The sequence below is a fragment of the Amorphus orientalis genome (assembly GCF_030814015.1).
Classification (GTDB): Bacteria; Pseudomonadota; Alphaproteobacteria; order Rhizobiales; family Amorphaceae; genus Amorphus; species Amorphus orientalis.
Genome location: NZ_JAUSUL010000002.1, coordinates 635,599 through 652,526, shown reverse-complemented (window position 1 = coordinate 652,526; position 16,928 = coordinate 635,599). Strand labels below are relative to the sequence as shown.

At 68.8% G+C, this 16,928-nt stretch carries 16 protein-coding genes and 1 tRNA gene; 10 read left to right on the top strand and 7 right to left on the bottom strand.

All coding sequences use genetic code 11. The annotated features are described in order from the left end of the window. Window positions 1-169: 169 nt before the first annotated feature. On the bottom strand, window positions 170-1,945 hold the full coding sequence (gene aspS, locus J2S73_RS10770) for an aspartate--tRNA ligase (RefSeq protein ID WP_306886300.1): 1,776 nt from the start codon (window positions 1,943-1,945) through the stop codon (window positions 170-172). Window positions 1,946-2,338: 393 nt separating this feature from the next. Here aspS and secG point away from each other — a divergent pair, with 393 nt between their 5' ends. The 5 genes from secG (at window position 2,339) to kdsA (ending at window position 7,319) form a co-directional block, all read left to right on the top strand. Beyond that, the gene (gene secG, locus J2S73_RS10765; protein ID WP_306885526.1) at window positions 2,339-2,803 is read left to right on the top strand and encodes a preprotein translocase subunit SecG; all 465 of its coding nucleotides are present in this window, start codon (window positions 2,339-2,341) and stop codon (window positions 2,801-2,803) included. A 101-nt stretch (window positions 2,804-2,904) separates the two neighbouring features. Continuing rightward, complete coding sequence (pyrG, locus tag J2S73_RS10760) at window positions 2,905-4,533, top strand: CTP synthase (protein ID WP_306885525.1); 1,629 nt, start codon at window positions 2,905-2,907, stop codon at window positions 4,531-4,533. 16 nt (window positions 4,534-4,549) lie between these two features. Next, window positions 4,550-5,437 (top strand): VOC family protein, encoded by an 888-nt coding sequence (locus J2S73_RS10755; RefSeq protein ID WP_306885524.1) that lies wholly within the window; start codon window positions 4,550-4,552, stop codon window positions 5,435-5,437. Between the two features lie 106 nt (window positions 5,438-5,543). Next, a complete protein-coding gene (locus tag J2S73_RS10750; RefSeq protein WP_306885523.1) occupies window positions 5,544-6,386 on the top strand; it encodes a class I SAM-dependent methyltransferase in 843 nt (280 codons plus the stop codon). 60 nt (window positions 6,387-6,446) lie between these two features. Further along, window positions 6,447-7,319, top strand: coding sequence for a 3-deoxy-8-phosphooctulonate synthase (gene kdsA, locus J2S73_RS10745; protein ID WP_306885522.1), 873 nt, complete (start codon window positions 6,447-6,449; stop codon window positions 7,317-7,319). A gap of 29 nt (window positions 7,320-7,348) precedes the next feature. Here kdsA and J2S73_RS10740 read toward each other — a convergent pair whose 3' ends face one another. Beyond that, the gene (locus J2S73_RS10740; RefSeq protein WP_306885521.1) at window positions 7,349-8,056 is read right to left on the bottom strand and encodes an anti-sigma factor; all 708 of its coding nucleotides are present in this window, start codon (window positions 8,054-8,056) and stop codon (window positions 7,349-7,351) included. Further along, complete coding sequence (locus J2S73_RS10735) at window positions 8,053-8,637, bottom strand: sigma-70 family RNA polymerase sigma factor (RefSeq protein ID WP_306885520.1); 585 nt, start codon at window positions 8,635-8,637, stop codon at window positions 8,053-8,055. Before J2S73_RS10735 ends, J2S73_RS10740 begins: the two co-directional genes overlap by 4 nt. A gap of 190 nt (window positions 8,638-8,827) precedes the next feature. Between J2S73_RS10735 and J2S73_RS10730 the strand changes: the two genes are divergently transcribed. The 3 genes from J2S73_RS10730 to J2S73_RS10720 all read left to right on the top strand — a co-directional run bounded on the left by J2S73_RS10730 (window position 8,828) and on the right by J2S73_RS10720 (window position 11,362). After that, the gene (locus tag J2S73_RS10730; RefSeq protein ID WP_306885519.1) at window positions 8,828-9,610 is read left to right on the top strand and encodes a DUF4394 domain-containing protein; all 783 of its coding nucleotides are present in this window, start codon (window positions 8,828-8,830) and stop codon (window positions 9,608-9,610) included. A gap of 255 nt (window positions 9,611-9,865) precedes the next feature. Next, a tRNA-Lys gene (locus tag J2S73_RS10725) sits at window positions 9,866-9,941 on the top strand. Between the two features lie 125 nt (window positions 9,942-10,066). After that, the gene (locus J2S73_RS10720; RefSeq protein WP_306885518.1) at window positions 10,067-11,362 is read left to right on the top strand and encodes an NAD(P)/FAD-dependent oxidoreductase; all 1,296 of its coding nucleotides are present in this window, start codon (window positions 10,067-10,069) and stop codon (window positions 11,360-11,362) included. Between the two features lie 65 nt (window positions 11,363-11,427). Here the strand turns inward: J2S73_RS10720 and J2S73_RS10715 are convergent, their stop codons facing one another. Further along, window positions 11,428-11,811 carry a RidA family protein gene (locus J2S73_RS10715; protein ID WP_306885517.1) on the bottom strand — a complete coding sequence of 128 codons (384 nt, stop codon included), beginning with the start codon at window positions 11,809-11,811 and terminating at the stop codon, window positions 11,428-11,430. Between the two features lie 383 nt (window positions 11,812-12,194). Between J2S73_RS10715 and J2S73_RS10710 the strand changes: the two genes are divergently transcribed. Next, a complete protein-coding gene (locus J2S73_RS10710; RefSeq protein ID WP_306885516.1) occupies window positions 12,195-12,785 on the top strand; it encodes a VC0807 family protein in 591 nt (196 codons plus the stop codon). On the opposite strand, the gene cobD is transcribed toward J2S73_RS10710, so the two are convergent. Continuing rightward, window positions 12,786-13,826 (bottom strand): threonine-phosphate decarboxylase CobD, encoded by a 1,041-nt coding sequence (gene cobD, locus J2S73_RS10705; RefSeq protein ID WP_306885515.1) that lies wholly within the window; start codon window positions 13,824-13,826, stop codon window positions 12,786-12,788. Between the two features lies 1 nt (window position 13,827). Between cobD and cbiB the strand changes: the two genes are divergently transcribed. Beyond that, entirely contained in the window at window positions 13,828-14,811 is a 984-nt protein-coding gene (gene cbiB / locus J2S73_RS10700; protein ID WP_306885514.1) for an adenosylcobinamide-phosphate synthase CbiB, read from the top strand. Here the strand turns inward: cbiB and J2S73_RS10695 are convergent. Together J2S73_RS10695 and cobO are read right to left on the bottom strand one after the other, a co-directional pair. Beyond that, complete coding sequence (locus tag J2S73_RS10695; RefSeq protein ID WP_306885513.1) at window positions 14,789-16,255, bottom strand: cobyric acid synthase; 1,467 nt, start codon at window positions 16,253-16,255, stop codon at window positions 14,789-14,791. The genes cbiB and J2S73_RS10695 overlap by 23 nt on opposite strands. A gap of 64 nt (window positions 16,256-16,319) precedes the next feature. Further along, window positions 16,320-16,928, bottom strand: a complete 609-nt coding sequence (cobO, locus tag J2S73_RS10690; protein ID WP_306885512.1) for a cob(I)yrinic acid a,c-diamide adenosyltransferase — start codon at window positions 16,926-16,928, stop codon at window positions 16,320-16,322.

Sequence of the window (16,928 nt, the reverse complement as noted above, 5' to 3'; positions counted from 1 at the left end):
ATTCAGCGACGGACGACCGTCCGCCGCCGGTCAAGAGGCGCGGAGCGAAGCGACCGGGAGGCAAGAAACGGCCGCGCCCCGCGCAGCCGCGACAGTCAGCGAGCTGGCGCGAGCGGAGAGACACCAGCTACAGCCCCGGTGTTCGCCGGGACAAGCCGGTGCCGAGAAATCACTCCGGCAGGTTCAGCCGGATGTGCAGTTCGCGGAGCTGCTTCGGGCCGACCTCCGAGGGCGCGCCCATCATCAGGTCTTCGGCGCGCTGGTTCATCGGGAACAGGGTCACGTCGCGCAGGTTCTCCGCCTCGCACAGAAGCATGACGATGCGGTCGATGCCCGGCGCGATGCCGCCATGGGGCGGCGCGCCCATCTCCAGCGCCCGGATCATGCCGCCGAACTTCTCCTGCAGCACGTCCTCGCCGTAGCCGGCGATGTCGAACGCCTTGCGCATGATCTCCGGCTTGTGGTTCCGGATCGCGCCCGACGACAGCTCCACGCCGTTGCAGACGATGTCGTACTGGAACGCGTTGATGGTGAGCGGATCCTGGCTCTCCAGCGCCTCCAGCCCGCCCTGGGGCATGGAGAACGGGTTGTGGGAGAACTCGATCTTCTTGTTCTCCTCGTCCCACTCGAACATCGGGAAGTCGACGATCCAGCAGAAGGCGAACTGCTCCTCGTCGACCAGACCCAGCTCGAAGCCGACCTTCTGGCGGGCGCGGCCGGCGAAGTCGACGAAGGTCTTCGGCACGCCGCAGACGAAGAAGACGGCGTCGCCGGCCTCCAGGCCGAGCTGGGCGCGGATGGCGGCGGTGCGCTCCGGACCGATGTTCTTGGCGATCGGGCCGGCGCCCTCCTCCTCGCCCTCGCGGAAGAAGATGTAGCCGAGGCCCGGCTGTCCCTCGCTCTGAGCCCAGGAGTTCATCCGGTCGCAGAAGGCGCGGCTGCCGCCGGTCTTGGCCGGGATCGCCCAGACCTGGACGCGGTCGTCAGCCTCGATCTGGCGGGCGAACACCTTGAAGCCGGAGCCGGCGAAGTGCTCGGTGACCTCGGACATCTGGATCGGGTTGCGCAGGTCCGGCTTGTCGGAGCCGTAAAGCCGCATGGACTCGGCGTACGGGATCATCGGGAATTTCTCGGTGACCCGCTTGCCGCCGCCGAACTCGATGAACAGGTCGCGCAGCACCGGCTCAACGGCGGCGAACACGTCCTCCTGCTCCACGAAGCTCATCTCGATGTCGAGCTGGTAGAACTCGCCCGGCGAACGGTCGGCGCGGGCGTCCTCGTCGCGGAAGCAGGGCGCGATCTGGAAGTAGCGGTCGAAGCCGGCCACCATGATCAGCTGCTTGAACTGCTGCGGCGCCTGGGGCAGCGCGTAGAACTTGCCCGGATGCAGGCGCGAGGGCACCAGGAAGTCGCGCGCGCCCTCCGGCGACGACGCCGTCAGGATCGGCGTCTGGAACTCCATGAAGCCGGCGTCGGTCATGCGGCGGCGGATGGAGGCGATGATCTGGGAGCGCTTGACGATGTTGGCGTGCATCGTCTCGCGGCGCAGATCCAGAAATCGGTAGGTGAGCCGGGTGTCCTCGGGATAGTCCGGCTCGCCGAACACCGGCAGCGGCAGCTCGCCCGCCGTGGACAGCACCTCGATGTCGCGCGCGAAGACCTCGATGCGGCCGGTGGGCAGCCGATCGTTCACGGTCTCCGCCGTGCGCGCCTTGATCTCGCCGTCGACGCGAATCACCCACTCCGCGCGGACCGTCTCGGCGGTCTTGAAGGCGGCGGAATCGGGATCGGCGACCACCTGGGTGATGCCGTAATGGTCGCGCAGATCGATGAACAGAAGCCCGCCATGGTCGCGCACGCGGTGGACCCAGCCGGAGAGCCGGACGCTCGATCCGACATCGCTCTCGCGGAGCGCGCCGCAGGTGTGGCTTCTATAGCGGTGCATCGACTTGGCCTCGATATTTTCGTCGTTTACGCAGAGTGCCGGTCCGCCGCGCCGGTCGCGGGTGCGGACGGTCCACGGCGCGCCGCCCGGTCGTCCCTGAACGCGCGCATGGGAAAGCGCGGCGACACAGGACATGCAGGGCGTGCCTTGTCAAGCAGAGCGCCCGCGCCCATTTTCGAAACGGTGCGCGATTGACGGGCTTGGCGGAGCGCCTTTCGATCGTGTATCACCGCGCGCATCGTGCGGCTCGCCACGGGCCGCCATCGGGTGTCACATGCCGCCGGTCGCGGCGCCCGTCCCGTTGATCCGCCTCCCGGTGGGGCCGTTTCGGCGATCGTTCCTTCAGTCAGGTGCGGCGCCGCGAACACGTGAACAAAGAAGCCGAAGGACGCGATGGAAACCGTTCTCATCGTCATTCACCTCATGGTGGTCATTGCCCTGATCGCGGTGATCCTGCTGCAGCGCTCCGAAGGCGGCGCGCTCGGGATCGGCGGCGGCGGCGGTGGCGGATTCATGTCCGCCCGCGGCTCCGGCAACGCGCTGACCAAGGCCACCGCCATCTTCGCGTTCGTCTTCTTCGCGACCTCCATCACGCTGACGATCATCGCGCGTCAGCAGGAGGCGCCCTCCTCGATCCTGGACGATCTGAACCAGCCGGCCGGTCAGACCGCGCCGGGCGGCAGCGATCCGACCCGCGGCAGCGGCCAGGGCATCCTGGACACGCTGGAAGGCATGAGCAGCGGCAGCGGCACCTCCGGCGCGGCAGCGCCCGGCGGACAGTCCGGCGCCCAGGCGCCCGTCGCGCCGGCCGCCCCCGAGCAACCCGCCGGCGGGCCGCAGGTCCCCACCTCCCAGTGAGGCCTGCCGCCGCCCTCGCGGCGATAAAAACCGGGGACAGCGTCCGCTGCCCCCATTTCCCCTCTCCCCTTGCGCCGCTTGGTTGCTAGGATACCGGCCCGATGGCACGCTACGTCTTTATCACCGGCGGCGTGGTCTCCTCCCTTGGCAAGGGACTGGCCTCGGCGGCTCTCGGCGCATTGTTGCAGGCGCGCGGATATCGCGTCCGCCTGCGCAAGCTCGACCCCTATCTGAACGTTGATCCCGGCACGATGTCGCCCTACCAGCACGGTGAGGTGTTCGTGACCGACGACGGCGCTGAAACCGACCTCGATCTCGGCCACTACGAGCGCTTCACCGGGCGCCCGGCCAACCGGATGGACAACATCACCACCGGCCGGATCTATCAGGACATCATCGCCAAGGAACGGCGCGGCGACTATCTCGGCGCCACCGTGCAGGTGATCCCGCACGTCACCGACGCCATCAAGGAATTCGTCGTCACCGGCAACGAGGACTTCGACTTCGTGCTGGTGGAGATCGGCGGCACGGTGGGCGACATCGAGGGCCTGCCCTTCTTCGAAGCGATCCGCCAGCTTTCCAACGACCTGCCGCGCAACGACACCATCTTCATCCATCTGACGCTGGTGCCGTTCATCAATTCCGCCGGCGAGCTGAAGACCAAGCCGACCCAGCATTCCGTGAAGGAGCTGCGCTCCATCGGCATCCAGCCGGACATCCTGCTGGTGCGCTGCGACCGGGAAATCCCGCCGGCCGAACGGCGCAAGCTGGCGCTGTTCTGCAACGTGCGCGAAGAGGCGATCATCCCGGCGCTGGACGTGGAATCCATCTACGACGTGCCGATCGCCTACCACAACGAGGGTCTCGACACCGAGGTGCTCGAGGCCTTCGGCGTGACCGGCGCGCCGCCGCCGGATCTGGAGCGCTGGAGCGAGATCTCCCGCCGCGTTTCCTCGCCCGAGGGCGAGGTCACCATCGCCATCGTCGGCAAGTACACGGGGCTGAAGGACGCCTACAAGTCGCTGATCGAGTCCCTCGTCCACGGCGGCATCGCCAACAACGTCCGGGTCAAGATCGACTGGATCGAGTCGGAGGTCTTCGACAAGGAAGATCCCGGTCCCTGGCTGGAGAACGTCAACGGCATCCTCGTTCCCGGCGGCTTCGGCGAGCGCGGCGCGGAAGGCAAGATCGCAGCGGCCAGCTTCGCCCGGCGGCACAACGTGCCCTATTTCGGCATCTGCTTCGGCATGCAGATGGCAGTCGTTGAAGCGGCGCGGAACCTGGCCGGCATCGAGAACGCCAGCTCCACCGAGTTTGGCCCGACCTCAGAACCGGTCGTCGGCCTGCTCACGGAATGGATGCGCGGCAACGAGCTGGAGCAGCGCTTCCCCGACGGCGACCTGGGCGGCACCATGCGCCTCGGCGCCTATCAGGCGAAGCTCGCCGAGGACAGCCGGATCGCCGCGATCTACGAATCGACCGACATCTCCGAGCGCCACCGCCACCGCTACGAGGTCAATCGCGCCTACATCGATCGGCTGGCGGCCAAGGGCATGCGCTTTGCCGGCATGTCGCCGGACGGCCTGCTGCCCGAGACGATGGAGCTGGTCGACCACCCCTGGTTCATCGGCGTGCAGTATCATCCGGAGCTGAAGTCGCGGCCGTTCGAGCCCCATCCGCTGTTTGCCTCCTTCATCCACGCGGCCATGGAGCAGAGCCGCCTGGTCTGAGGCCGAAAGGGCGACCATGAGCAGCATCCACGGGATCGACCACACCGTCGTGATGGCCGAAAGCCTCGAGGAAGCGGCCCTCACCGCGCATCGGCTCGGTTTCGTCACCACGCCGGCCGCGCGCCACCCGTTCGGCACCGGAAACGTGCTCGTCCAGCTCCAGGGCAGCTATCTGGAATATCTCGCCCTCCTCGACGAGAGCCTGTTTCCCGAAGACGCCCCAGGCCGGTTCTCGTTTCCGAGCTTCAACCGGGACTTCCTGATCGGCGAAGGCGCCGGCATTTCCATGCTGGCCCTCAAGACCGGCGACCCGGAAGCGCTCCAGCGCGAATGGGCCCAGACCGGACTCTCCACCGTCCCGCCCTTCTCCTTCGAGCGGACCGCCCGGGCGCCTGACGGCCGCGATCTGCCGGTCTCCTTCACCCTCGCCTTTGCCAGCCACGCCGACCTCGTGCGCGCGGGCGTTTTCGCCCTCACCCATCATCATGCGCCGGAGAATTTCTGGCATCGCGAATACCAGACCCATCCGAACACCGCCGTCCGGATGGCGGGCGTGACAATGGTCGCACCCGATCCGGAGCGGGCGGCCGCCACGCTTTCCGCGCTCGTCGGCGGCTCCGTCGAGCCGGCGGCAGACGCCCTCACTCTTCCTCTGTCGGATGGCGCCGTTCTGGAGGTCATGGGACCGGCCGCTTTCGCGGCCCGCTTCGGGTCCGACCGGTTTGGCGACACCCGCATTCCCCGCTTCGCCGCAATGACGATCGCCGTCGCCGATCCGGCCGCGACCCGCGCCGTGCTCGAGCGGAACGGTATCGCTGCGTCGGAGACCGGAAACGGCCTCACCGTTCCGCCGGAGGAAGCCGGCGGCGCGGGCTATCGCTTCGTTCCGGACGACGCCGCCTGACGCCTGCGGATCCCGTGCCGCCTGTCGACACGACCGCACCATAATCTCGTCGTTCACTTGGGGCGGAAGGTTCCTTTCCGGACAGGGGGCTGGAGCATTGGCGGTCGTGCGGTCGCGTGAGCTGGGTCTTCCCGGCGTCTCCGGCACCCTTCTCGTGCCGCTGTGTGCCCGTGCGCTCGCCCGCCGCTCCTATTCCTTCACCGGCTTCGAGGATCCGGCGGCAGAACGCATCGTCGCCGACCTCGGCATCGATCCCGCCCGCATCATCTCCGATCCGGCCAGCATTCTCGGCTTCATCCGACGCTCTCAGATCTTCGACCGCGCCATCGCGGACTTCCTGACCCGCCATCCGGACGCGATCGTCATCGATCTGGGAGCGGGCCTCTCGACCTCCTTCGAGCGCCTGAAGACGCCGCCGCATCTCTGGTACGACGTCGACCTGCCTCCCGCGACCGACCTCCACCGCCGCGTCATCGCCGGCGATCCGCGACGCGCGCTGATCGCCGCCTCCGTGGATCACGCCGGCTGGCTGACGGAGATGGCGCTTCCCGACGGTCCGGTGCTGGTGCTGGCGGAGGGATTGTTGCCCTATCTTGCGCCTGAGGCGATCACCCGGCTGCTTGCCGATCTGGCTGACGGGCTCGCCGGACGCACCGTCGAATTCGTCTATGACGCCTTCTCCTTCCTGATGATCGGAACGGCGCGCGCGCATCCTGCCATCGGCGCTCTGGCCCGGGCGGATCGCTCCATCGAGTTCCGCTCCGGTGTCCGGACCCGGGCCGACTATACCTGCGGCGACCCGCGCTGGCGGCTGGAGCGGATCGATGACGTGGTGGCCGGACTGCCGCCGCCCTGGATGATGGGCGCGATTGCCTTCCGGGCGGCATTCGGCGTGCCGCTCTACGCCATCGTCCGTCTGCGTCTCGACGCCGGCGGCGAGCCGCGATAGGAGACGGCAGCCGTGCGGACGCGCGCGTCCCGGCCCCCGACCGTCAGGAGTTTTCCCGCAATGACCGCCCCTTCCGCCGCCTCCCCCCGTCCGAGCCTCGATATCGGCAAGGTGCGGTTCGCCAACGACGCACCGCTGTCGCTGATCGCGGGCCCTTGCGTCCTGGAAAGCCGGGCCCATGCGCTGGAGATGGCGGCGGCGCTGAAGGAGATCACGAGCGAACTCGGGATCGGCTGCGTCTACAAGACCTCGTTCGACAAGGCCAACCGGACCAGCCGCACCGGCGCCCGCGGCCTCGGTCTCGACCATGCCCTGCCGATCTTTGCGGAAATCCGGGAGGCCTTCGGTCTTCCGGTCCTGACCGACGTCCACGAGAGCGCCCAGTGCGCCGAGGTCGCCAAGGCCGTCGACGTCCTGCAGATCCCCGCCTTCCTGTGCCGGCAGACCGATCTCCTCGTCGCCGCCGCGGAGACCGGCGCGGCGGTCAACGTCAAGAAGGGGCAGTTCCTGGCGCCCTGGGATATGACCAACGTCGTTGAGAAAATAACGTCCGCCGGTAACGACCGGGTGATGGTCACCGAGCGCGGGGTCAGCTTCGGCTACAACACGCTGGTCAGCGACATGCGGGCCCTGCCCGTCCTGGCGAAGACCGGCGCCCCGGTGATCTTCGACGCGACCCACTCCGTGCAGCAGCCCGGTGGCCAGGGCACCGCGTCCGGCGGCGACCGGCGCTTCGTGCCGGTCCTGGCGCGCGCCGCCGTGTCGCTGGGGATCGCCGGCGTCTTCATCGAGACCCATGATTCGCCCGAGACCGCCCCTTCCGACGGACCCAACATGGTGCCGCTCAAGGACCTGCCGGCGCTCCTGAAGGACCTGATGGCGTTCGACCAGCTCGCCAAGTCGCGCCCGCTGGACGCCTCCACCTTCGGCTGAGGCCGCTCAGGCGCTTCCGGCGTCCGGGATCAGATCTGCGGCGCGGCGAAGCCCTTGGCGATGATCGGCCCGGTCGGCCGGCCCGTGGGCGAGCCGCCGGCCTGCTCCAGCGTGATCTCGTAGAGCTGGTTGTCGGAGGGGCTCGGAAGCTCCGGGCCGCGCAGACGTGCCTGCCGCGCGGCATCGACAAGGCCGAGCGAAACCGGCCCGCGCTCCTGCGACGGCAATGTCCAGACTTCCATCACGCGGCCCGCCGGGACCTGCACGTCGGCGAGAAACCGGATCTCGGCGGTGTCGTTTCCGAAATCCTCCACCACGGCCGTGGGCGTCCCCGTCTCGTCCAGAAGGACGGCGATGACGACCGGCTCCTGGACGAACACCTCGCGCCCGAGCCCGAGCCCCACCACGAACGCGACGACCGCGGCGGCAGCCGCCATCCGCCAGCGGCGGCGCGGCGCGGGCTTGTTCTCGTTCGCCGCTGGAGGCACGTCCGCCGGCGCCTCCGGCGCATTGTCCTCCCCGGCTCCAAGGGCCGCGTCCACCCGGTCGGCGAAGCCCGACGGCAGATCCACCGGTTCCGCCGCCAGATCCAGCGCGAGATAGCGATCCCGCGCGGTGGCCACGGCCTGCGCAAGCGCCGGATCGCGGTCCATCCGGTGCTCCACGTCTTTTGCCTCCTGCGCGTCCAGCAGGCCCAGCACGAATTCGTCCGCGAGTTCTTCCACCGGCCGGGTCATGAGAGACACTCCCGCAGGCTGGCGAGCCCGCGCCGGATCCACGATTTGGCGGTTCCCAGCGGAAGACGGCGGATCGCGGCGATCTCGCCGTGGCTGTAGCCCGATATGTGGGCAAGCAGGATGCACTGGCGGACGTCGTCATCCAGCGCCTCTAGGCAGGCACGCAGCCTCTGGGACGTCGGGATGCGCTGCCAGCTGTCCGGGTCGGCCGCCTCCTGCCGCGCATCCTGCATGGCGGTCAGGTCCTCGGGAGACACCAGGCTGAGGCGCCGGTCGTCGCGCAGAATGTTCAGGCAGCGATTGCGCAGGACGGCATAGATCCACCCGCGGGCCGATCCGTCGTCGGCCCGGAACTGGGATGCCTTTCGCCAGATCTGGACCATGGCGTCCTGCAAAGCCTCTTCCGCCAGCTCGTTGCGCTGAAGCATCCGCCGCGCCACGCCGAGAAGCTGGCGCCCCTCCACCGCCAGGATCTCGCCGACGCCCGACCGGTCGCCGCGCGCGCACGCCACAAGGGCGGCCCGGAGCCTGGCTTCCGCCGATTGGGCACTGTCGGTCGGAGAAGGATCTGGCGGGTTCATGTCCGGACCTATCGCACGGCTGTCTTTCACACGTCCAGGTTCCTGGTGCGCGTCTCTTCACCGTCAATGACACGCCGGCTTCGCAAACGGATGCAGATTTTTTTGCAGGGTCTGCATCCACCGGCCCTTCTGCCGTGTCCTTCGAGTTGGTGCCGCAATCGTGCAGCTCCGAAACCTGGAGGATTTTGTCATGACCCGTTTCGCGCTCCTGACGACGACCGCACTCTTCGCTTCGACCGCCGCCCTCAGCGCGGCGCCGGCCATCGGCCTCAGCGGCGACAGGACGCTGGTCAAGTTCGACACCGACACGTTGACCGTGTCCGACATGATGGAGGTCACCGGGGTCGACAGCCTGGTCGGCATCGACTTCCGGCCGGCGAACGAGACCCTGATCGGCGTCACCCCGGACAACGTTGTCGTCACCATCGACCCGGCCACCGGCAAGGCGACGAAGCTGTCCACCATGAAGACGCCGCTTCCGAAGTCCGAGGCGCCCGTCATCGTCGACTTCAATCCGATGGCCGACCGTCTGCGCTACATGACCGGAACCACCAACCACCGGGTCAATGTCGACACCGGCGACGTGACCGTCGATGGCAGCCTGGCCTTCGAGCAGAAGGACATGCATGCCGGCGAAGCGCCTGAAATCGTGGCGGCCGCCTATATCAACAGCTACGGCAAGCCGGACACGACGGCGATGTACGACATCGACGCCACGATCGTCGCCCTCATCCAGCAGACCTCGCCGAACGACGGCACGCTGGCTGCCATCGGCAAGCTCGGCGTCGAGGATCCCGGCGCCTCCTACGCCTTCGACATCGCCACCAACGCCGACATGGAGAACACCGCCTGGCTGGTGAACGGCAACATGCTCTACGAAGTCAGCCTGGAGACCGGCAAGGCAACCGGAAAGGGCATGATCGAGGGCGCCGTCGATCAGATCCGCGACATCACGGTCATGCCGGCGATGTGATCGGGTCCACGACCATCCGAGGCTTCCGGGCCTCTTCAGCAGGGGGCAAGCGCCCCCTGCACGCCCGCCCTGCCTTTGCCTTTGCCGTCCCGCAAATGCGCCATGGGCGACGCTTCAGCCCGGCCGTCGCGGTTGACGGGAGCCGCCAAACCCACTACCCGACTGGCACGCGCGGCACCGCCGCGCCCGACGGTCGGACCCTGGTCCGCTCCGTCCCACGAGCCCCCGCCCGATGTCGCGGCAAAGGGGCTCCGGGTGCCCGTAGCTCAGTTGGTAGAGCATTCGACTTTTAATCGAATGGTCCTCGGTTCGAGTCCGAGCGGGCACACCAACCTTTTCGTAACAAGTACCCGGGAAGTTGGCCCTGTCCCTCGATCCCAGCCCGAACTCGGCGCAGCTTGGCGTCACTTCGGGTGCGCGAGCCGGCGCACCCGATCCAAGATGAAGACACCCACCATGCGTTCCGACACCCTCCTGCAGGACACCCTCTGGCGGCGCACTGCCCGCGGCCGGTTCGACGCCGACGCAGCGCTGCCCGACCGGGCCCAGGCGGTCGTGATCGGCGGGGGGTTCACCGGCATGACCGCCGCCCTTCACCTGGCGCGCGCCGGACACGACGTGGTTGTCCTGGAAGCAGGTCCCCTGGGGGAAGGCGCGAGCGGCCAGAACGCCGGGTTCGTGGTGCCCAACTTCGCCCTGATGGATCCCGATGCGGTGGTCGCCGCCCTGGGGGAGGAGCGCGGACGCGCCCTCCTCGACCTGGTGGGCGCAGGCGCCGACACCGTCTTCGGCATCATCCGCGACGAAGGCATCGTCTGCGACGCCGAGCAGCCCGGCTGGCTGAATCCCGCAGCCAGCATCATGGCGGCCGACGCCCTCGCCGCGCGCGCCCGCAAGTGGCGCGCCCTCGGCCGGCCCGTCCGCTTCCTGACCGCCGACCAGACCCGCGCCCAGACCGGCATGGATCTTTATCACGGCGCGCTTCTGGACGAGAGCGGCGGCATGCTGCATCCGCTCGACTACCTGTTCGGCCTCGCCAATGCCGTCGTCCGCCACGGCGGCCGGGTGGTCACCGGCAGGCCCGTCCAGCGCTTCTCCGAGCACGGCGGCGGCTGGCGGATCGCCCTTTCGGACGGGCGCGAGATTTCCGCGGACAGCCTGCTCCTGTGCACCAACGCGTTCACCACGGGAGCCGCGGCGCGGCTTGGACGAACCACGGTCCCGCTGCGGGTCTATCAGGTCGCGACCGATCCCCTGGACGCGGCCACGGTCGCCCGGATCGCGCCGGATCGGCGTCCAGTCGGCGACACCCGCCGCAATCTCTTCACCTATCGGCTGGACCGGGACAATCGGCTGATTTCCGGCGGCATGGCCGTCGTGCCCTGGGGTGCGAAGGAGCGGCTCGGCCGGGCGATCGTCGAGCGGCTGGCCTCGGAACTGGCTCTGCCGAGGGTTCCCGAACCGGCGGCGGTCTGGACCGGCGTCGCCGCGCTGACGCCGGATTTCCTGCCCCGCATCCATCGGCTCGGCGCCACCGGTTTCGCCGGGATCGGCTGCAACGGCCGCGGCGTCGCGATGACCGCCCAGCTCGGCCGCGTGCTGGCCGACGCGGTCATGGGCGCGCCAGCCGAGACGCTGCCTGTCCCGCTCCGCCCGTTGCGGCGCATTCCCTTGCACCGGCTGACGCCGCTGGCCGCCTCCGCCGGACTGGTCAAGGCCCGGCTGACCGATGCCCTCAGCGGAAGAGACTGACCCGACCGCCTTCGCAGCCCGGGCACCGTCCCTCCGGCCGCTGCGGGTAGGTCACATGCTCGAATTCAGCCAGCCGACTGCAGCCGCGCGGTGACCTCGATCTCCACCTTGATCTCGTCGTTGACGAACCCGCAGATGACCGTCGTGTTGGTCGGGCGCGGGTCGTCGAACACCGTGCCGAGGTGCTTGGCGATGGGGAGGATGTCCTCGCGCCGGGCGACATAGACACGCAGCGCGACGATGTCCTTCAGCGTACCACCGGCCTGTGCAAGCGTGTCCTCGATGATCCGCAGCGCGCGGACGGTCTGGGCGACGGCGTCGTCGGCATCGACCTCGCCTTCCACATAGCCCGCGGTCCCGGAGATGAAGACCCAGTCTCCGTCGACAATGGCGCGGCTGTAGCCGGCAATCTTCTCGAACGGCGATCCGGAGGTGATGGCTTGGCGCACGCAAGGTCTCCCGAGTGATGAGATCAAGTGCTCCATGGAGCGTGTCCCGTTCGGACCGAATCGACCTGAACGAAATGGGCGTCCCCAAGCAGTTGACTCTGTTTGCGATTTCTTGTCGCTCAGATGTTTCCATGTGAGCGGAACAGGCTCTAGCAAACGCTCCCACGGCGCACAATGCTGCGACATGGGATGGCAGGGACTGGCTCGGGTCGGCCCCGTGGGCCAGCCTGCTTGCCAGCAGGTCATGCGAGCGTGCGATCTCTGCCGCCATCGCGCTTGTGACGCCCAGGGCGCTGCTGTCGATTCCCGCTGACTTTCGCTCTCCCGGCACTTAGGCTTCGCCAGGACCGATCACGAGCGCATCGAAGCGGGGAAATCGACGCGTGAAGAAAGAACTGATCGTCAACGTCGCATTGCCGTATGCCACCTACCTGCTGCTGCACCACTATTTCGGCGTCGCCAACGTCCCGGCTCTGGCCGCCGGGGCCGTCTTTCCGATCGTGTCGATCATCGTCACCTTTCTGCGGGAACGGCGGCTGCAGCCGATCGGCCTGATCGTCCTTGTCGCGACCTCCGCCTCCATCGCGGGCTCGTTCCTTCTCGACAGCCCGACCCTTCTCCTCGCCAAGGGGTCGCTGATCACCGGCACGGTCGGGCTCGTGTTCGGACTTTCGCTCCTGTGGAAACGGCCGCTGGTCTACTACATCGCCACCGCCGACCCGGACGACCGCCGCGAAGGCGAGGCATTGTGGCCGACGACGCCGCGCTACCGGCAGATGATGCGAACCATTACCATTGCCTGGACCGTGGCGCTGATCGCGGAAGCCCTGCTGCGGCTCGCCCTGATCCCGCTGCTGCCGATCGAAATCTTCCTGCCGATCAGCGAGACCATGTGGATCGCACTCTTCGTGCCGATGACGGCCTGGAGCTGGCGCTACGGACAGCGGACGATGAGCGAGATCAAGCCCGCCTGATCAGACCGGGCTGTCGGTTCGGATCTCGGTACAGGCGGCCTCCAGACGCTGCCACTCCGCGTCCGTTCCCGGCAGACCGAAGCGCAGCAGATCCGGATCGCGGGCGAAACGGCGCGCCCAGATCCCCGCCTGTCCGAACCCGTCGAACACCGTCGCTGCGGCGGTCGATCGGAAGGTCCGATAAAGCACCGTGCCGCCGATCGGTGGCCCGAGAAGCGGCGTCAGCAGCCCATCGAGCCGCTCGGCGTCGAGGCTCCGGGCCAGCCGCGCCTCTTCGATCCAGATCCGGTCGGAGAGCGCCCGGCGGCCGAGCGAAATCGCCGGTCCCGACACGGCCCACGGCCCCATCCGCGCGCGCACCTCACCAGCCACGTCGGCCGCCGCTGCCAGAAAACCGAGCCGGACACCCGCCAATCCGAACGTCTTACCGAAGGAGCGAAGAACGATAACGTTTTCAGGCATCTGCGGGACGATGCTCATGTCCGAATCGAAGTCGGCGAACGCTTCGTCCACGATCAGCCATCCGCCCCAGTTCGCGACGCGCGTGGCAACCGCATGAAGCTGCTCCGCCGCCGTCACGCGCCCGTCCGGGTTGTTCGGATTGACCACCACGACCACGTCGGCGGGCCGCGCCTCGTCCAGCTCGCTCACCTCGCCGACGCTGTGGCCGGCCTTGGCCCACGCGTGGGCGTGTTCGCCATAGGTCGGGCCGACGATGGACACCCGGGAGGTACCGCGCAGGCGCGGCAGGAGCTCGATCAGCGCCTGGGTCCCCGGTGCCGCCACGACGCCCGTGGCCGGCGGTGCACGATAGAGGCTGCGGGCGGCGGCTTCGAGCTCCGAGAGTTCCGAGGGCGACGGCAGGCGATGAAACGCACTTAACGGCAGCTCGCCGAGCGGATAGGGAACCGGATTGATCCCGGTGGACAGGTCGATCCAGGGCGCTGGGGCGTCCGGAAACAGGGCCCGGGCCTCGGCGAGATCGCCACCGTGCTCGATCGACCCGCCCGCGTCGGGCTGCTGTTTCGCGAGGTTTGACACGGTGTTCCTGTCCGCCTTCCTGGCCGTCGTGCTGGTCGCCCTCCTTGTGGAGGCGGTGTTCGGCTATCCCGACAAGCTGTACGCCAGGATCGGCCATCCCGTCACGTGGGCGGGCGCATTGATCGCGCGCCTCGACCGGCGGATGAACCGTCCGAATGCCTCGGAGGGGACCCGGCGGCGGGCCGGCACGGCGGCGCTGGCGATCCTGCTGGCCGCAACGGTCATTCCGGCATGGGCAGTGGCAGCGGTTCTGTCCCCGCTCGGGCTGGTCGGACTGTTGGTGACCAGTGCGCTCGCCAGCACGCTCCTGGCTCAGCGCAGCCTGTTCGATCACGTGGCCCGGGTGGCGGATGCCATGGAAACCGGCGGCCTCGAGGCCGGCCGTCAGGCGGTCTCCCAGATCGTCGGGCGCGATCCGGCGACCCTCGATTCGCCCGCCGTCTGCCGCGCCGCCATTGAAAGCCTGGCGGAGAATTTTTCCGACGGCGTGACTGCTCCCGCAGTCTGGCTCGCCGCCTTCGGACTGCCGGGCGGCGCCGCCTACAAGGCGATCAACACCGCCGATTCCATGATCGGCCACCGTACGCCCCGCCACCAGGCCTTCGGCTGGGCGGCCGCCCGGCTCGACGACCTCGTCAACCTGCCCGCCTCGCGCCTGACCGCCGTGCTGATCGCGCTCGCTGCACCGCTTGCCGGCGGATCCGCCCGCGGCGCCTGGGCGGCCGTGCGCCGTGATGCGCGCCATCACCGCTCGCCCAATGCCGGCTGGCCGGAGGCGGCGATGGCCGGTGCGCTCGGGCTCAGGCTGGCGGGACCGCGCACCTATGGCGATACCGTCGTCGACGACGCCTGGATGGGCGATGGCCGAGCCGCGGCAACCTCGGACGATATCCGCCGGGCGCTGCGGATCTACCGGATCGCCTGCGCGATCCTGTGGGGCTTCGCGGCCGTCCTGCTGGCCCTCATGCTGGCGTTCGGTCGCTGATCCGGGTAAGCGCCTCGATGTCGACATGGCGCTCCAGATGGTCCGCCAGCCGGTCGAGGACCCCGTCCACCATCGCCTCGTAGGCGAGATCGCCAGCCTTTGCGTCGAGGCCGGCCAGCACATGCCGGCGCAGCGCGTCGCCGGCGAACAGGCCGTGCAGATAGGTGCCGGCCACGCGCCCGTCGGCCGACACCGCGCCGTCCAACGCACCGCCCTCCAGAACCGCAAACGGCCGCTCCGCATCCGGGCCGGTCGTCGTCCCGATATGCATCTCGTAGCCGGTGACAGGCACGTCCGCGCCCGCCAGCTTTCCCGCAACGGAGACGAGCCGCTTGTCGCCGCCCATCCGGGTGTCCACGTCGAGCAGTCCGAGCCCGTCGACCTTGCGGGGCGCCCCCTCGATGCCGTCGGGGTCGTCGATCGTGCGGCCGAGCATCTGGTAGCCGCCGCACAGGCCCAGCACCCGCCCGCCGCGTCGGACATGGGCGGCGATGTCGATGTCCCAGCCCTCCCCGCGGAGGAAAAGAAGATCGTCGATGGTCGCCTTGGAACCGGGCAGAAGCACCAGGTCCGCCTCCGCCGGAATGGGCGTGCCGGGATGGATCAGCCGCACCTCGACGCCGGCCTCCTCACGGAGCGGGTCCAGATCGTCGAAGTTGGAAATGCGCGGCGTCACGGGAACCGCGACCACAGCAGCCCCATCCCTGGGCGCCGAGCCTTCCAGCCCCAATATGTCCTCGGCCGGCAGCCGCCGGGCCTCCTCGAAATGCGGGATCAGCCCCAGCGCTGCCCAGCCGGTGCGCTCGGCGACGGTCGCCATCCCGTCAGCGAAGAGCGCCGGGTCGCCGCGGAAGCGGTTCACCAGAAAGCCCCGGATCATCGCCGCGTCTTCGGGTTCCAGCACGTGCCGGGTGCCCACCAGGCTCGCGATCACCCCGCCCCGGTCAATGTCGCCGACCAGCACCACCGGCGTGTTCGTCGCGCGGGCGAAGCCCATATTGGCGATGTCGCCCCTGCGCAGGTTGACCTCCGAGGCCGATCCGGCGCCTTCCACGATCACCAGATCCGCCTCCGCGCCGAGCCGGGCGAAGCTGTCGGTCACCGCCTGCATCAGGCGCGGCTTCCAGTCCTGGAACTCCCGCGCCTTGGCGGTCCCGATGACGCGCCCCTGCACCACCACCTGGGACCCGATCTCGCTCTGGGGCTTCAGCAGCACCGGGTTCATGTGGACCGTCGGCGCCACCCCTGCCGCCCGCGCCTGCAGCGCCTGGGCGCGGCCGATCTCGCCGCCGTCCGCCGTCACCGCGGCGTTGTTCGACATGTTCTGCGGCTTGAACGGCCGCACCGCCAGCCCCCGGCGGGCGAACACCCGGCAGAAGCCCGCCACCAGCAGCGACTTGCCCACGTTCGAGCCGGTGCCCTGCACCATGACCGCGCGGGTCATGTGCGAGACCGGCATTCGCGGGCATGAGCGGTCTCTGACCCGTTGCCCCGCAGGATCTCCCCCATCAGAACTCGATGCCTTCCTGGGCCTTCACGCCGCCGGCGAAGTGATGCTTCACCAGCGTCATCTCGGTGACCAGATCGGCCGCCTCGATCAGCTCCGGCTTGGCGTTTCGGCCGGTGACCACGACGTGCAGGTCGTTCCGGCGCGCGGCCAGCGTCGCGACCACGTCGTCCAGCGGCAGATAGTCGTAGCGCAGCGCGATGTTGAGCTCGTCGAGCACCACCAGCCGGATCTCCGGATCGGCCATCAGCGCGCAGGCCTTCTCCCAGGCGGCCGTGGCGGCGGCCACGTCCCGGGCCCGGTCCTGGGTCTCCCAGGTGAAGCCCTCGCCCATGGTGTGCCACGAAATCTGGTCCTCGAACCGCTTGAGCGCCGTGGCTTCCCCGGTCTCCCAGGCACCCTTGATGAACTGGACCACGCCGATCTTCCAGCCGTGCCCCAGCGCGCGCAGGATCAGCCCCATCGCCGCCGTCGACTTGCCCTTGCCCGGCCCGGTGTTGACGATCAGCAGCCCCTTCTCGATCGTCTTGGAGGCGACCTCGCGGTCCTGCACCTCCTTGCGCTTCTGCATCTTCAGCCGGTGGCGGGCGTCTGCATCGGTCTCGGTCAC

Bases quoted from the DNA above. Each gene is read 5' to 3' on its own strand.
- aspS (WP_306886300.1), bottom strand. From the start codon at position 1,945: ATGCACCGCTATAGAAGCCACACCTGCGGCGCGCTCCGCGAGAGCGAT.
- secG (WP_306885526.1), top strand. From the start codon at position 2,339: ATGGAAACCGTTCTCATCGTCATTCACCTCATGGTGGTCATTGCCCTG.
- pyrG (WP_306885525.1), top strand. From the start codon at position 2,905: ATGGCACGCTACGTCTTTATCACCGGCGGCGTGGTCTCCTCCCTTGGC.
- J2S73_RS10755 (WP_306885524.1), top strand. From the start codon at position 4,550: ATGAGCAGCATCCACGGGATCGACCACACCGTCGTGATGGCCGAAAGC.
- kdsA (WP_306885522.1), top strand. From the start codon at position 6,447: ATGACCGCCCCTTCCGCCGCCTCCCCCCGTCCGAGCCTCGATATCGGC.
- J2S73_RS10740 (WP_306885521.1), bottom strand. From the start codon at position 8,056: ATGACCCGGCCGGTGGAAGAACTCGCGGACGAATTCGTGCTGGGCCTG.
- J2S73_RS10735 (WP_306885520.1), bottom strand. From the start codon at position 8,637: ATGAACCCGCCAGATCCTTCTCCGACCGACAGTGCCCAATCGGCGGAA.
- J2S73_RS10730 (WP_306885519.1), top strand. From the start codon at position 8,828: ATGACCCGTTTCGCGCTCCTGACGACGACCGCACTCTTCGCTTCGACC.
- J2S73_RS10720 (WP_306885518.1), top strand. From the start codon at position 10,067: ATGCGTTCCGACACCCTCCTGCAGGACACCCTCTGGCGGCGCACTGCC.
- J2S73_RS10695 (WP_306885513.1), bottom strand. From the start codon at position 16,255: ATGACCCGCGCGGTCATGGTGCAGGGCACCGGCTCGAACGTGGGCAAG.